The sequence below is a fragment of the Leptolyngbya sp. AS-A5 genome (assembly GCF_039962495.1).
GTDB lineage: Bacteria > Cyanobacteriota > Cyanobacteriia > Leptolyngbyales > Leptolyngbyaceae > Leptolyngbya.
Map to the genome: position 1 here is coordinate 165,043 of NZ_JAMPLL010000007.1, position 14,754 is coordinate 179,796.

General features: G+C 48.4%; 13 protein-coding genes. 7 read left to right on the forward strand and 6 right to left on the reverse strand.

Annotated elements, in window-relative coordinates:
- Nucleotides 1-12: 12 nt before the first annotated feature.
- Nucleotides 13-1,443 (reverse strand): glycosyl hydrolase family 57, encoded by a 1,431-nt coding sequence (locus NC980_RS11505; protein ID WP_199298460.1) that lies wholly within the window; start codon nucleotides 1,441-1,443, stop codon nucleotides 13-15.
- A 152-nt stretch (nucleotides 1,444-1,595) separates the two neighbouring features.
- On the opposite strand from NC980_RS11505, the gene glgA reads away from it, so the two are divergent.
- Nucleotides 1,596-3,071, forward strand: a complete 1,476-nt coding sequence (gene glgA / locus NC980_RS11510) for a glycogen synthase GlgA (protein ID WP_190376321.1) — start codon at nucleotides 1,596-1,598, stop codon at nucleotides 3,069-3,071.
- Between the two features lie 101 nt (nucleotides 3,072-3,172).
- Here the strand turns inward: glgA and pyk are convergent, their stop codons facing one another.
- Nucleotides 3,173-4,954 carry a pyruvate kinase gene (gene pyk, locus NC980_RS11515; RefSeq protein WP_190376322.1) on the reverse strand — a complete coding sequence of 594 codons (1,782 nt, stop codon included), beginning with the start codon at nucleotides 4,952-4,954 and terminating at the stop codon, nucleotides 3,173-3,175.
- A 401-nt stretch (nucleotides 4,955-5,355) separates the two neighbouring features.
- Here pyk and NC980_RS11520 point away from each other — a divergent pair, with 401 nt between their 5' ends.
- Together NC980_RS11520 and NC980_RS11525 are read left to right on the forward strand one after the other, a co-directional pair.
- Entirely contained in the window at nucleotides 5,356-7,617 is a 2,262-nt protein-coding gene (locus tag NC980_RS11520; RefSeq protein WP_190376323.1) for an amylo-alpha-1,6-glucosidase, read from the forward strand.
- A gap of 147 nt (nucleotides 7,618-7,764) precedes the next feature.
- Nucleotides 7,765-8,574: a DUF1028 domain-containing protein gene (locus NC980_RS11525; RefSeq protein ID WP_190376324.1), complete on the forward strand. Its 810-nt coding sequence runs from the start codon at nucleotides 7,765-7,767 to the stop codon at nucleotides 8,572-8,574.
- A 66-nt stretch (nucleotides 8,575-8,640) separates the two neighbouring features.
- On the opposite strand, the gene NC980_RS11530 is transcribed toward NC980_RS11525, so the two are convergent.
- A complete protein-coding gene (locus NC980_RS11530) occupies nucleotides 8,641-9,621 on the reverse strand; it encodes a DUF2382 domain-containing protein (RefSeq protein WP_190376325.1) in 981 nt (326 codons plus the stop codon).
- A gap of 145 nt (nucleotides 9,622-9,766) precedes the next feature.
- On the opposite strand from NC980_RS11530, the gene NC980_RS11535 reads away from it, so the two are divergent.
- The 4 genes from NC980_RS11535 (at nucleotide 9,767) to NC980_RS11550 (ending at nucleotide 12,180) form a co-directional block, all read left to right on the forward strand.
- Entirely contained in the window at nucleotides 9,767-10,423 is a 657-nt protein-coding gene (locus NC980_RS11535; protein ID WP_190376326.1) for a bifunctional 4-hydroxy-2-oxoglutarate aldolase/2-dehydro-3-deoxy-phosphogluconate aldolase, read from the forward strand.
- A gap of 3 nt (nucleotides 10,424-10,426) precedes the next feature.
- Complete coding sequence (locus tag NC980_RS11540) at nucleotides 10,427-10,810, forward strand: lysozyme inhibitor LprI family protein (protein ID WP_190376327.1); 384 nt, start codon at nucleotides 10,427-10,429, stop codon at nucleotides 10,808-10,810.
- A 115-nt stretch (nucleotides 10,811-10,925) separates the two neighbouring features.
- The gene (locus tag NC980_RS11545; protein WP_190376328.1) at nucleotides 10,926-11,900 is read left to right on the forward strand and encodes a cysteine synthase A; all 975 of its coding nucleotides are present in this window, start codon (nucleotides 10,926-10,928) and stop codon (nucleotides 11,898-11,900) included.
- Between the two features lie 4 nt (nucleotides 11,901-11,904).
- Entirely contained in the window at nucleotides 11,905-12,180 is a 276-nt protein-coding gene (locus NC980_RS11550) for a (2Fe-2S) ferredoxin domain-containing protein (protein ID WP_190376329.1), read from the forward strand.
- Here NC980_RS11550 and NC980_RS11555 read toward each other — a convergent pair.
- The 3 genes from NC980_RS11555 to NC980_RS11565 all read right to left on the reverse strand — a co-directional run bounded on the left by NC980_RS11555 (nucleotide 12,177) and on the right by NC980_RS11565 (nucleotide 13,892).
- Nucleotides 12,177-12,887 carry a Uma2 family endonuclease gene (locus NC980_RS11555; protein ID WP_190376330.1) on the reverse strand — a complete coding sequence of 237 codons (711 nt, stop codon included), beginning with the start codon at nucleotides 12,885-12,887 and terminating at the stop codon, nucleotides 12,177-12,179. The two genes, NC980_RS11550 and NC980_RS11555, sit on opposite strands and share 4 nt — an antisense overlap.
- 30 nt (nucleotides 12,888-12,917) lie before the next feature.
- Complete coding sequence (locus NC980_RS11560) at nucleotides 12,918-13,220, reverse strand: hypothetical protein (RefSeq protein WP_190376376.1); 303 nt, start codon at nucleotides 13,218-13,220, stop codon at nucleotides 12,918-12,920.
- Nucleotides 13,221-13,352: 132 nt separating this feature from the next.
- Nucleotides 13,353-13,892: a hypothetical protein gene (locus NC980_RS11565; RefSeq protein ID WP_190376331.1), complete on the reverse strand. Its 540-nt coding sequence runs from the start codon at nucleotides 13,890-13,892 to the stop codon at nucleotides 13,353-13,355.
- Nucleotides 13,893-14,754 lie beyond the last annotated feature (862 nt).

The following is a 14,754-nucleotide window of genomic DNA, read 5'->3' on the forward strand; positions in this document are numbered from 1 at the left end:
ATCGCTCCGGTTCTAACTCAAAATCGCCTTACCCCGTTGATAAAGTTCACGAGCGTAGTCTGTCCAAGTGCCTTGACCCCAGTATCGAAAACAACTGGTCTGCAGCAGTAAGTTGTACAACAATGCTTCTTGATAGTCCGATCGTGCGGCTACGGTTGGCTCCTCTGAATCAAACTTTTGGTGAAACAATGCACTCAGTTCAGTCATTGGCTCTAAAACATTCTCGTATCCTTTGACCCAACTGAGATCGTTCGTCCAGGATGCACCATCAATGTGAAAGCGATCGTCCGATTGCTTTAAATGTGCGATTGCTTTCTCAACCGCTTCAGGAGTGACCTGATCAATGCTTTGCCAAATTTTATGCTGTTGAATCGCTTGAACTTTCGGATAGTCATCCTCCCGAACTCCAGTCGCTTCAATCAGTTCTAGATACTCTGTTCCATTGATCGCCACTACTCCCGAAGTATTGTTTCCTGCATCCCGGATGTCGTGATAGATCCTGAACAAATCACGAGGATACTCATTCATCATCACTCCGCCATTTTCCCCGTCTGCGATCTGAGACACGATCGAGGGAATCACAGTATTGTTGGTCGATTGTTTCGATCGCGTTTTCGCCTCAAAATAAGGCTGCATTTGTGCCACTAACTTTGTATCCGAGCCTTGAGTTTTAATCAACGCCGTGATTGAAATGGTTTCACCGTTAGAATTACGTGCTACTAATTGATTTGGAATGTACTTTTGATCCTGAGTTAAGCCTGAACCATCTAGCTGCTCTACGGAATGTTCCTGCACCAAAAGCCAGCGATAACCGCACTCTTTCAGCGCTTTAATGTACTCAAACAGCGTATCCGGATGATTCGGCAAGTGCATTTCTGGCGGCGAAAATCCTCGAACTCGTTGCAGCGCATCAACTCCGAAAATCGAAGCAAAATAATGCCGCCATGCTTGTATATGCAGCTTCAAATCAGGAATCGGTGTAGATGGAACAACCGCATGGCTCCACATTGTACCGAGCCATTCCACATAAGGCTGGAACTGTCGATCGCACGTAATCCGCTTCAGGTTATTGAGAATATCCTCGCGTCCCATCTGCTGAAGTCCCCAGAGCAAATTCCCAGAATAATCGAGCATAATTCGAGGATTGCAGCCTTGAGCCACCAACTCCGGGATAAATTCACCCATGCGACCGTAGCACCAGGCGAACACACTAGCATTGTGATTATCTCCCTCGTTCGGATGCTCGAACATCTGTTGTAGATTGCTGATCAATGCCCCGTTGTGACCTGCGGGGATTGTCGGTTGGTGCATATGGAGGGCACAGGCAAACGCAGCCTCGATCACGTCTAATCTTAAATTCGTAGTGGCAAGAAAGACGGGATCAGCCGAGGGAGCCGGCAGAGTGCCAGAAATGTGAGGCAGTGAAGCGAGAGTTACAGTCATGAGAATTGCCAGAGTCTTTGCGTCAAATCATAGATCGGACATTCTAAGAATGCGCTTAAGTTTTGAGACCAGATCGCCTCTTGCAAAAATCCGAGCTTGCGTATTGAATAAAGACATCAAAAAATGAACATATGTAAAGCAAGAGGATACCGATGTACATTGTGCAAATTGCCTCCGAATGCGCTCCAGTGATTAAAGCTGGAGGACTGGGAGATGTAGTCTATGGGCTGAGTCGCGAATTGGAGAGTCAAGGGCACTGCGTCGAATTGATTCTGCCAAAGTATGACTGTATGCGGTATGACCACATTTGGGGCTTGCATGATGCGTATCGGGATTTGTATGTACCCTGGTTTGATAGCTGGGTACATTGTTCGGTGTACTGTGGTTGGGTACATGGGCAAGTATGCTTTTTTATTGAGCCGCACTCTGAGGATTTTTACTTCGATCGTGGCTGTTATTATGGCTGCAATGATGACAATATGCGGTTCGCGTTCTTCAGCAAAGCTGCACTAGAATTTCTGCTGCAAAGCAATAAGCGACCAGATGTGATTCATTGTCATGATTGGCAGACCGGATTGGTTCCAGTAATGCTGTTTGAGATTTACAAGTATCATGGCATGGCAAACCAGCGAGTCTGTTACACCATTCATAACTTCAAACATCAAGGCTTTGGTGGCACAGATATTTTAGAAGCAACTCAGCTCAGAAGACCCGAATACTACTTTAGCTATGACAAGCTAAGAGACAATTTCAATCCGTTCTCGATCAACTTCATGAAAGGTGGAATTGTTTACTCAAACGCAGTAAATACCGTTTCGCCACATCATGCTTGGGAAGCTCGACATACGACCATTAGCTATGGATTAGGGCACACTTTAGAGCTTTATCAAGACAAGTTTACGGGCATCCTCAACGGGATCGACTATGGTTTCTGGAACCCGGAGAACGATCGCTATCTTCCGTATCATTATTCTGCCGATAGCTTTGAGCAAAAGCACTACAACACGAAAGCACTCCGAGAGCGATTGTTACTTCGAGAGGACAACAAGCCCATTGTATGTTTTATCGGTCGCTTAGATGATCAAAAAGGTGTGCATCTAGTTCATCACGCGATGTACTATGCGCTAGAGCGAGGCGCACAGTTTGTGCTACTGGGGTCAGCAACGGAAGCCGCGATCGATCAATGGTTCAGGCACGAAAAAGAGTTTCTGAACAATAATCCAGATTGTCATATTGAACTTGGATTTAACGAGGAGCTATCGCATTTGATTTATGCCGGATCAGATATGATTGTGGTTCCGAGTAACTTTGAGCCTTGTGGACTAACACAGGTGATTGCTTTGAAATATGGAACTGTGCCGATCGTTCGGGGTGTGGGTGGATTGGTCAACACGGTGTTTGATTACGACTATGATCAAGCACATCCACCAGAAGAGCGGAACGGCTTTGTCTTTTACGAGTCGGACAATACTGCGCTGGAATCGGGCTTAGGACGCGCTTTTGATCTTTGGGGACAAAACCGTAAGATTTTTGAGCAGTTGGCGATTCAAGGCATGAAGTACGATTACTCGTGGAAGAATCCCGCGCAGGAATATCTTGCAATGTACGATCGCATTCGTCATCAATAACGCCAGCGTGATGGAGCGTTTGCCCCCTTGCAAAGCGAACGCCTGCCCCAGCCCTTCTTCCCCAGGGAGAAGGGCGATAGAATCTTGTTTCCTATGCCTGCTTAAAGCGACAATGCTGCATCCGTCTGATCGGCTCCACTGCTACCGGAATAAACCAAACCGCGCTGCATATCAAGCGTCACAATCTCACCATCGCGGATTACACCCGTTGCATTCTTCACGCCGACCAAAACCGGAATTCCTAAGCGCAATCCAATCACAGCCGCATGACTGGTCAAACTGCTGTCCTCGGTTACAATTCCCGCCGCCTTGCGGATGGCATCAATATGCTCAGCCGTCGTACTCGGTGCAACTAAGATTTCACCCGAATGGAATTGGCGACTCTCTTTCAGCGTCGAAGCTAACCGCGCTCGACCACTAACCGACCCTTGTCCAATCCCAACCCCTTTACCGCGTACCGCCGTGACCACTTCAACCTTGATCAAGTCCGTTGAACCCGCTACCCCTTGCAGCGTTCCTGCGGTCAGCACCACCAGATCACCTTCTGAAACTAAACCTTTTTCTTGAGCAACATTGAGCGCTGCTTGGAAGGTTTGCCCCGTCGAAGGGAGATCTAGCACCAGTAGCGGTTTAACTCCCCAAACGAGCTGCAGTTGACGCGCCACATCCACATGAGGCGTGATTGCGAGGATCGGCGTTCTGGGGCGGAATTTGGACACGTTACGAGCAGTGGCACCCGTTTTAGTCAGCGACATAATTGCAGAAGCATCGAGCTGCACGGCAATATTCCCAACCGCTTCACTGATTGCATTGGGAATCGATCGACCATTACTGTCTAAAAGCTGCTTGTTGCTTTCCTGCTCGATCCGTACCGCGATCGAAGCCATCTGCGAAACGGCTTCGATCGGATATTTTCCGACTGCGGTCTCATTCGACAGCATCACGGCATCGGTTCCATCCAAAATCGCGTTGGCGACATCGGAAATTTCAGCACGAGTCGGACGCGGACTATGCACCATGCTATCCAGCATCTGGGTAGCGGTGATCACCGGAATTCCGAGACGATTTGCCGTTTTGATCAAGCGCTTTTGCAGAATCGGCACATCTTCAGCAGGCAATTCAACTCCAAGATCGCCCCGCGCTACCATCGCGCCATCGGAAATCGAGAGAATCGCTTCCATTTGTTCGATCGCTTCGTGCTTTTCGATCTTGACGATCACTGGGGTCGATTTTCCAGCACTCGAAATCAGTTCTTTGATTTCTAAAACATCTTGCGGATTTCGCACAAAGCTGAGCGCGACCCAATCGACTCCTTGATCCAGTCCAAACACTAGGTCTTTGCGATCTTTGTCGGTCAGCGCCTTGATCGACAGATACACGCCGGGGAAATTCACGCCTTTATTGTTCGAGAGCGGGCCACCCACAATCACGCGACAATGTAGCGATTGAGTTGCTTGGTCAACTTCTTCGACCTTCATTTCCACTCTGCCATCGTCGAGCAGAATTGTTGCGCCGGCTGGGACTTCTTCAGACAGCAAATCGTAAGTCACCGAGCTAGCGTCTTGGTTTCCGGGAATCATGCGGCTGGTTAATGTGAAGCGATCGCCCTTATTGAGAATGATCGAGCCGTTCTCAAACCGTCCCAAGCGAATCTTCGGGCCCTGCAAATCCTGCAAAATTCCAACAGGCTGATTCAACTCAAACGAAATCTGGCGAATCAGGCGAATGCTGCGGAGATGATCATCGTGGGTGCCGTGAGAAAAATTCAGGCGCAGCGTGGTTGCCCCTGCCTGAATGAGATTGCGGAGGACATCAGGGCTGCTCGTGGCAGGGCCGATCGTGGCAACAATTTTCGTGCGACGGTGAGAGGATGGCAATGGCATTACAGTGGACAACCTAGAGAATCAAATTAATCGAATCGGATGATCGCTGGCTCGGCAAAGCCTTTCACCAAAAAGCAGCGAAGCCGCTCATCAGCAATGTGCTGCTAGGGCATTTGGGATACTACCACGTTTGGGCACAAGACAGAATCGCTTCTGGATAGAGATTATCGCAGCTTTGGACGCAGAACGAGATGCCAATTGAATTGAGAGGTTGGGGATCAATCTGTAATCCAGGTTTACTCGTTCAATTTAATTAAAACCATCAAGTAAAACGAAACCGATCGCAATCAAAAGTAATGAATTAGCAAAGTTTGAAGCTGGAAAATCCGGATCGCATCATCGTCGTTAAAATGGTTACGATTTGTTCCCTAAACCCTGCATACCAGTCCTCCACAGAACTCATGACCGTAGAAATTATCGAACTTGATGGTAGAAAATTTGCCCCCGCCGATCACCATCCGATTCCGGAGTGGATATCCGTTTTAAGTGAGCGTCCGCAACCGATTTTGACGCTTAAAGATGATGATTTATTTTTGCTCACGGATACGTTTGGCAATATTGGTGGCTCATCGGATGAAGGGCGCAGTAGCGGTCTCGGATTGTTTTGCAACGATACGCGGTTTCTCAATCGGCTAGAGTTGCAGTTAGATGGACGACCCCCAATTTTACTCAGCAGCACTGCCGAAAAAGGCTTCGTGATGTCGGTGCTGTGTACCAATCCGCGCCTTGACGATCGCATCCCGGCAGAAACGATCGGGATTAAACGCGAATTAGTGCTGAACGGTGGATTATTTGAAGAAATCGAGATTGCCAACTACAGCACCGAACCGGTTGAATTTGAATTGAGTCTGAGCTTTGGAGCAGATTTTATCGATTTGTTTGAAGTGCGAGGCTTTTTGCGAAACCAGCGTGGCGCCTTATTAAGACGGCTGCCCTCAGAACCGCACGAAATTGAGGATATGGAATCCTTTGTGGCAGTCGATGAAGCGGAACATTCGCCGATCGAACTAACGCTAGCGTATCAGGGCTTAGACGGCACGATTTTAGAGTCCCGAATCGATTTTGTTCACCATCAACCCGACATCCTCAAAGGCTATACCGCTCTTTGGCAGTTGAGATTACAGCCGCATGAGAAACAGAAACTCGGTTATCGCTTGCAGCCGTTAAGCAATGGTCGTCCTGTTTCTAAAGTCAGCGCACCGATTACCTTATCGCAAGCGAAAGCCGCCGAATTTGCCGAAGAACAGCACTGGCAGCAGCAAGTGACGCAGATTCGATCGGACAAAAACACCTTTAACCGCGTGGTCGAACGGGCTGAGCAAGATGTCTATCTTCTCAGACAAACCTTTGGAAAAAACAAAGCGCTTTCTGCTGGAGTTCCGTGGTTCTCGACCCTATTCGGACGCGACTCGATTATTGCTGCTTCGCAAACGTTGCTGCTTGATCCACAAATCGCACGTGAAACGCTAACGATTTTGGCGCACTATCAAGGCAAAGTAGACGACGAATGGCGAGAAGAACAGCCCGGAAAGATTCTGCACGAAATCCGTTTCGGTGAGATGGCGCGCTGCTTGGAAATTCCACACACTCCCTATTACGGAACGGTAGATGCAACTCCACTTTGGTTGATGCTGTATGCCGAGTATTTCTCCTGGACAGCCGATTATGAAACGCTTGATCGACTCTGGAACAATGCGCTTGCTGCAATGGAATGGGTCGATCTCAACCTGAAAGAAACGGGCTATCTCAGCTATCAGCGCAAATCCAAACGCGGCTTAGATAACCAAGGCTGGAAAGATTCAGGGAACTGTATTGTCGATCGCAAAGGCAAACTGGCTCAAGGAGCGATTACGCTCTGTGAAGTACAAGGCTATGTGTATTCGGCAAAAGTGCGATTGAGTCAGATTGCCCGAATGAAAAAGCGGATTGATCTTGCCGATCGTTGGGAAGAAGAAGCCCGCGATCTCAAAGTTCGGTTCAATCGAGATTTCTGGATGGAGGATCAAGACTTTTGTGCTTTAGCGCTCGATGGCGATGGCAATCCAGTAGATAGCATTACCTCGAATCCAGGACATTGTTTACAGTTGGGCATCTTTACGCCAGAGAAAGCTTACAGCGTTGCAGAACGACTCCGCGCTCCGGATATGTTCAATGGTTGGGGCATTCGCACCTTGAGCAGTCTATCGCCTGCTTACAATCCGATGGGCTATCACGTTGGTTCGGTGTGGCCGCATGACAATACGCTGATTGCGATCGGGCTACGTTCTCTGGGTTTGATTGATCAAGCTTTGGAACTGTGTAAAGGGTTGCTCGATATGACGCGCCATCAACCTTACCAACGTCCGCCAGAATTGTTCTGCGGCTACGATCGCACTGAAGATAATGAACCTGTGCAATATCCGGTGGCTTGTACTCCGCAAGCTTGGGCAACAGGCAGCATTTTCCAACTGGTTCACATGATTGTGAATTTAGTGCCGGATGCGCCTGGAAACTGTTTGCGCGTGATTGATCCAGCTTTACCAGAGTCGATCAACTATCTCGCGCTGAAGAATCTGCGAGTGGGGCCTACTTTGATAGATTTGGAATTTGAGCGATCGGGGTCTTCCACGTCCTGCCGCGTTTCGAGAAAGCGGGGAAATTTGCGCGTTGTCATTGAAGCGTAGGGCATAGGGAGTAACGAGTAAAGATGTCTTGCTACTCCCCACTCCCTACCCCAATCTTGGAAGCGTTACGCTAAAGACAGTTTCAACTGAGCGATCGATGATATCAAAGGGTAATATCTCTATACATTTTTTAGTGATTAGAACTCTATGACATTCTCGATCGTGGCATGGGATTTTGAGACACAGATGACCGGGATTGCTGTCGCGACGAAACATTTAGCCGTTGGCTCACTGGTGCCGCACGTTAAAGCCTCTGTTGGCGCGATCGCCACCCAAGCACAAACCAATCCTTTACTCGGAATTCACGGGATTCAGCTTCTAGAGCAACGCATCGCCAGTGAAGGCACAGCCGATGAAATCTCGGTTGAAGACATTATTGACTTACTTCTAGAAAACGATCCAGAAGCAGACGATCGCCAACTGCATCTTGTGGATCACACCGGACAAACCGCCGCTTGGACAGGATCTCGCTGTGTTGATTGGGCAGGGCATTTGACTTTTCCGGGCTTTTCTGTGGCTGGAAATATGCTCGTCGGTGAACAAGTTCTAACCGTAATGGCAGAAGCCTATCAAGCGAAAGCAGGCATGGAATTTTCAGAACGATTGCTGCAAGCCCTAGAGGCGGGAGAAAGAGCAGGCGGCGATAAGCGCGGGCGACAATCGGCCGCGATTTATGTGATGAAACAGGATGTTTATCCGCATTTAGATTTGCGCGTGGATCATCATCATGATCCGATCGCGCAACTCAGATTCCTCTTTGAAGAATCCCGCAAAGACTACTATCAATCTTTCCGTCAAACGATGCCCTCGCAGTGTCTCCGGACTCATTCGGTCAGAGCGAACCAATTAGCGAAACAAATTCAGGAGGTGATTCTGAAAAAAGCGGCATCGTCAAAGTTTAAGCCGGACGATCGAGCTTCAGAAGCCACAGGAATCAGCGTTGCGGAATCTCGATAAACACTAAAAAACCTCCGAGCTTATTACAACTCGGAGGTTTTCGTTTAGTCTATCTCAAGCGAGACACTACACCTTGCGGGTCGAAGAATCATCGATCACCGGGCGACCGTCAGTGTTGAGATCCAACTCTTCACGGCGGATTTGCTCTTCGCTGTTGACGACATCTTGGTCAACCACTTTCTTCACGCGCACTTCTTCACGTACAAACGCTTCTTTGCGGATGTCCGGCGTTTCTTCGTAGACTTCCATCCGAGCAACTTCGCCTTCGTGGAACGCAGCTTCACCCACAGGAACTGCAGTCGTATCGGTCGAAGCAACCCGCTCTACAACCACGCGCTCTTTCTCGATCGGCACACTCACACGAGCCGTTTCGGTTTCAACGTGCTTGCCAACTGTGACTTCGCCTGCTTTCATGCGGCGCTTGTTCGCGATCAGACGCTCTTCATACAAGCGAATGCGATCGTCATGATGATCCATCTTGTAGAGGTCGCGATCCAGGTCATAGTTGTAGGTGTCTTGGTCGTAGGTCGGGGTGAAACCTGCGCCCATCGATGAACCCGTGTACGCCATGCCTGCTGCATCTGAATCTAGCGCGGCAGATCCCTCGATCGGGGTGTTCATTGCAGATGTGTCAATTGTAGATGCACCCATTGCAGCACTCGTACCCGTAGCACCCGTTGCAGTAGTGCTTGCAGCATCAGAGCGGTAGACGTTACGTACTTGTTCTTCACCGTGGTAGTCCATTTTCAGGTCATCGGTGAATTCAGGAAGCTGTTCGACTTGTTCTTTCGTTAAACCATTTGCATAAGCACGATGAGCGCTGTAATCAATTTGAGCGCGTCCGATCGGCAATAAAACTTTCTTACCAAAGATCCATGCGCCAGTGCTGATGACGAGATAGCGAAAACGTCCATCTTCATCGACTAGAACATCATTCACTGAACCAATTTTTTCGTCGCCGTTGTAGAGATCTAAATCCTTGACATCACCACCATCAAAATGGTCGCGATAGTTGGGATCGAATTCCTTGATTTTGTATAAAGCCATCTTTTTAACTCCAGGATTGGTTACACACTTAGCTTAGGAAGTGGGATATTCTTTTCCCTCTTTCCAACGACCGAATCGACTCAATCTAATGAGAGAAATCCACTAAAATAATTTCCTTGGAACTAGAAAAAATAGATTATTTTATATGAGAGATAAAGCTTGGTTAAGTTTGATTAAACAGCAGAGAGCGATCGCAATTATCCGCGCTCCGAGTTTAAGAATGGGTATGCAAATGGTAAAGACTGCGATCGCAGGCGGCATGACCTTGATCGAGATTTCTTGGAACAGTGATTGCGCTGCGGAATTAGTCACACATCTGCGATCGAGCTTTCCAAACTGTGTGATCGGAGTCGGTACAATTCTTACAGTAAAAGATTTAAAGAATGCAATTGCAGCAGGCGCACAATTTGCGTTCACACCCCATATTAATTTTGATTTAATTGCGATCGCAAAGCGTCATGAAATTCCAATCATTCCCGGCGCTTTAACTCCGACCGAGATTATGACCGCATGGGATGCGAAAGCCAGTTGTGTCAAAGTCTTTCCAATTCAAGCGGTCGGAAATGCGAATTATCTTGAAGCATTACGCGCACCAATCGGACACATTCCGATGATTCCAACTGGAGGGGTAACGATCGAGAATGCTAGCTCAATGATTCAAGCAGGCGCGATCGCGGTTGGAATTGGTGGAAACTTATTTCCGAAACAAGTTGTTGAATCAGAAAATTGGACGCTGATCGAACGGCAGATTAAAACACTAATGCACAACTTACAATCTGTAAATAACTCAAGTGAGACATAACTTATGCAATGGGATCAATCTATTTTAGGAATTACAGCTTTGCTCATTGGCAGCGCGATGTATTTAAATGTGCCGACTCAAGCACAAAGCAATCGTCCACCAATCAACAATCAACCAAGCAATATCAAAATAGATTGCCAAAATCCTAGAAGTCAGTTTGACCTCAACTTCTGTGCGGCTGAACGGGTAAAAACCGCCGAGCAGCAACTCAATCAAGCGTATCAGCGAGCGATCGCAAAATTCAAGGGCACTCCCCAAGAAGCCCAACTCATCGCAGCTCAATCCGCTTGGACTAAATTTCGCGATGCTGACTGTGCCTTCGTGCGGATCGCTTCAAAGGCGGCTCAATGGCTCCAATGGTCTACTCTAGCTGCATCGCTCGATTGAGCCAGCAACGCAGACAAGAGCTTCTGTCTTATCTCACAGAAACGGGACTTTAACCCCCTCGATCGCGCCACAATCCGTCAAAATGGCAATAGGGAACTCACAGGAAGATTTAGGCATGGATATCAAACACGGATTTGTAGGCGCGATCGGAAATACTCCGCTGATTCGCCTCAATAGTTTTAGTGATGAAACCGGATGCGAAATTCTCGGCAAAGCGGAATTTCTCAATCCGGGTGGCTCCGTCAAAGATCGCGCTGCGCTCTACATCATCGAAGATGCCGAGCGACAAGGCTTACTCAAACCCGGCGGAACCGTGGTCGAAGGCACAGCAGGCAACACTGGAATCGGACTCGCGCACATCTGCAACGCCAAAGGTTACAAATGCCTGATCATCATTCCTGAAACCCAGTCTCAAGAAAAGATTGATTTGCTCCGCACTTTAGGCGCAGAAGTTCGCACCGTTCCGGCGGTTCCCTACAAAGATCCGAATAACTATGTCCGGCTGTCGGGCAGAATCGCTTCAGAACTGGAAAACGCAATTTGGGCGAATCAGTTCGATAACTTAGCGAATCGCCGTGCTCACTACGAGACTACTGCCCCTGAGATGTGGACTCAAACCAACGGCAAAATTGATGCTTGGGTGACAGCGACCGGAACAGGTGGAACTTATGCCGGAGTTGCGCTGTATCTCAAAGAGCAGAACCCCAATATCAAGTGCGTCCTGGCTGATCCGATGGGTAGCGCTCTCTATAGCTATGTCAAAACCGGAGAGACGAAATCCGAAGGCAATTCAGTCACAGAAGGAATTGGCAACAGTCGCGTCACTGCCAACATGGAAGGCGCACCCGCAGATGATGCCATTCGGGTAGACGATCGAGATGCCATCCGCGTCCTGTACCAACTGCTCGAAAAAGACGGTCTATTTATGGGCGGTTCTGTCGGAATCAACGTTGCAGCGGCAGTTGCCCTAGCAAAACAAATGGGAGCAGGACATACGATCGTCACCATTCTCTGTGATGGCGGCAGTCGTTATCAATCGAAGTTATTCAATCGAGACTGGTTAGCGGCAAAAGGACTGCTACCAGATTAATCGAATGATCACGGTCAGAGTTTGCCAGAACAAGGCTTGTCGCAAACAGGGCGCAGCAAAGGTACTCAAAGCCTTTCAAACGCTTGCGCCTGATGATGCCGCGATCGAGCCTTCCCAATGTTTGGGTCAATGTGGCAATGGCGCAATGGTACTCGTTTTACCGGACGAGATCTGGTACTGTCGCGTTCTGCCCGAAGAAGTGGACGCGATCGTCGATCGACACTTGATCCAAGGACAGCCGATCAAAGCCATGCTTTACCGCAAATTCCATCCGAACTAAATCTCATCCGGGTTAATTCCTAATTCTCGTAATCGCGCTGCTAGACGATCGGCTTCGGCTCTTTCGGCTCCGGTTGGGATGACTTGTTGATCGCAGGAAGCTTCGCTTAGCCCGGAGGCACCGCACCATCGCAACCAAATTCCACTCACCGCTTCAAACTCTCCTTGCCAAACGGTTAATCCCAAACCTACAGTAGGCAGCCAAAACGGTTGTGACAGCTCAACATACTGCCCAAATGATAGACCCCAGACTCGAAGCAGTTGCCCATTCATCTCGTCTGGTCGCTGAAGTTGCTTGAGCGGATCAAAGACGGCATAGTAAGGGACACCAATCCGCGCATACAGATCTTTCTTTTTGCCTAATTCGTTTCCTTCGCGGTTGGAAACAATCTCAATACAAATATCTGGGAATTTGCCAAACTCCCAGACAAAATAAGAGCGATTCTGCTTTTTGCTCCAGTCGGTTGGCATTTCGACCCCTAAGCTGAGGAAGGCATCAGGGACGATCGGATCTTGCTTCGCAGTGTAAAATAACCCAACATTTGCATCTGCAACGAACGGCAGGTTCTCCAACCAAGATGTGTAGAGTGGTTCAACGAGTAGCCTTTGTTGTTTCGCACTTTGAAAATTGTCCACAGGCGTATCGTTCTCGGTGACAATGTGGCTAATGTCGGGCGCAACGAATTCCCCGATATATTGCTGAGTCATAGTCCGAAGTCCAAACCCTACACTTTATTATCACAGTATTCCTGTATTCAGGTTCGCGCTGCAAATCATGTCGATCGCTTGATCTGCCGTGATCAGACGCTTCAATACCACCTGTCCGATCGCGCCCGATTCGACTGCGGGAGTTGGCTTCACTTCTACCATCAGCACCGCCTGTTCGACCCGATAGAGTCGCAGCTTCTCGCCGTTTTCCCAAATGTACAATTCCAACTGCTCGATCTGGGGCTTCCGTCTCCAAGCGACCTCATTCCACAAGCCGCCCAACTCCCAGACTCGACCGACACTCCAGCCTTCAGACAGAAAGAAATACTTCACTACCTTCACCAGTTCAGCCCTGCTGCTAACCCTAGCGCGAAAGTAGCTCGATCGCGTTCAATTTAACCAAGTTTTCCAGCCTTGTTCGGATGCTGAGTTAAATTCTTGCTCAACACCCGAAGCCTGATCGATTCATTTCCAAGCCCGTTGCTGATAGTTTTGCTTACAAACATTCAAAATTCGCCGATCGTTTTCGCTGACCTTGGAAATGCGATGGTAGCCTTCCAGACCGACCGGAGCGATCGTGGGATTTCCACGGGATGCAACAGAATCGTTGCGCTCGGTTGCAATGACGTAGGGATTTTCGTCACGATCGTAGCTGTTGATCACGGTGAGCGAAACTTTATCAGGTTCAACGCTACCATAGGTGCAATCGAACGACGATCGCGGCATATATAGCGCACCGACTAACTTACCTTGTCGTGCTTCAAATACAAAATAGCCCTGCCCGATCTGATCGGGTTCTGCGGATTGCCCGTAAAGGTAGACTCCATCCGGCAATGTGGTTTTCTGTGTGGTTGCTTGAGCAACTGCGTTTTTCGCCAGAGTGCGGGGAGCTGCTTGAGCAGGAGCATTCGTCGCCACCAAGCTGGTGAGCGCAAGCGAAAAACCTGCGATCATCGGGGCTGCCTGTTTAACAGGGGCGAGGAGGTAAGTCTTCAATGCTTTCATGGAATGCCCTCTCATAAATAAAGTCTTTAGCGGGGGTTGAATAAAAAGTGTTGTAATACCCTGATTTCACCAGGGGGCTAGTGAACAGTATCCAACACCGTCTTTGTACTGCTACTCTCTCTGAGGATGTGATTTCGGAAAACGAAATGCAGAGATTTTGAAAAATGCCTCAGCCAAGTACGTAGTAGGGATGCGAGCAAGAAAGAGCCATTGAAAAAGCAGTGCAACTCCGTTGTGAAGAACCTTCAACAAGCGTTACACCTTGCCTTGCTTAACTATCAAATCATCTGTTGAGAGCCGTCGGATTTGATAGAGTGACAGTCTAAAATTTGGCAGTTGAGGTAGGTCGATCTCAACCTGTTTGAAGGGCTGAAATGCCTTACTTGCCCCAATTCACCGCGCCTTAGAGCATCATGCTTAACTTACCATGCTTGATTTAAGCAATTTGCGTTTGCAACAATGATTAATCTCAGGTCAGATAGTTGACACAAATCGCGATCGATGGATTGACTCATTTCGCTGGTTTTTGCTCAACCGAGGGCGATGCGTTCGGTTTGAAAAAGTATTTAACGACGAAGTTAAATACTTCACTAGCCACTACAGAAAGGAAGATACCTATTACCGTCACAGATGATGAAAACCAAGATTTTCAGTCAAATTCACGTTTAGGAGGAGCGCTCTTTTGTTCAATTTCGCCACTACCCACAACACCCCTTACTTGAGAATGAGTAACGTGAATACTTTGGTCAGATATCCACGATCGCCAAGATCGAATTGCCCCGATCGAAGACACCAAAACCGCTTCCACTTGTCATCGAGCATACAAAGCAACTCTGAGAGCAGAACTTCTGTTCTCAGATAG

Coding starts and splice junctions, on each gene's coding strand:
- glgA (WP_190376321.1), top strand. CDS start 1,596: ATGTACATTGTGCAAATTGCCTCCGAATGCGCTCCAGTGATTAAAGCT.
- NC980_RS11550 (WP_190376329.1), top strand. CDS start 11,905: ATGATCACGGTCAGAGTTTGCCAGAACAAGGCTTGTCGCAAACAGGGC.
- NC980_RS11520 (WP_190376323.1), top strand. CDS start 5,356: ATGACCGTAGAAATTATCGAACTTGATGGTAGAAAATTTGCCCCCGCC.
- NC980_RS11525 (WP_190376324.1), top strand. CDS start 7,765: ATGACATTCTCGATCGTGGCATGGGATTTTGAGACACAGATGACCGGG.
- NC980_RS11555 (WP_190376330.1), bottom strand. CDS start 12,887: ATGACTCAGCAATATATCGGGGAATTCGTTGCGCCCGACATTAGCCAC.
- pyk (WP_190376322.1), bottom strand. CDS start 4,954: ATGCCATTGCCATCCTCTCACCGTCGCACGAAAATTGTTGCCACGATC.
- NC980_RS11535 (WP_190376326.1), top strand. CDS start 9,767: ATGAGAGATAAAGCTTGGTTAAGTTTGATTAAACAGCAGAGAGCGATC.
- NC980_RS11565 (WP_190376331.1), bottom strand. CDS start 13,892: ATGAAAGCATTGAAGACTTACCTCCTCGCCCCTGTTAAACAGGCAGCC.
- NC980_RS11540 (WP_190376327.1), top strand. CDS start 10,427: ATGCAATGGGATCAATCTATTTTAGGAATTACAGCTTTGCTCATTGGC.
- NC980_RS11545 (WP_190376328.1), top strand. CDS start 10,926: ATGGATATCAAACACGGATTTGTAGGCGCGATCGGAAATACTCCGCTG.
- NC980_RS11530 (WP_190376325.1), bottom strand. CDS start 9,621: ATGGCTTTATACAAAATCAAGGAATTCGATCCCAACTATCGCGACCAT.
- NC980_RS11505 (WP_199298460.1), bottom strand. CDS start 1,443: ATGACTGTAACTCTCGCTTCACTGCCTCACATTTCTGGCACTCTGCCG.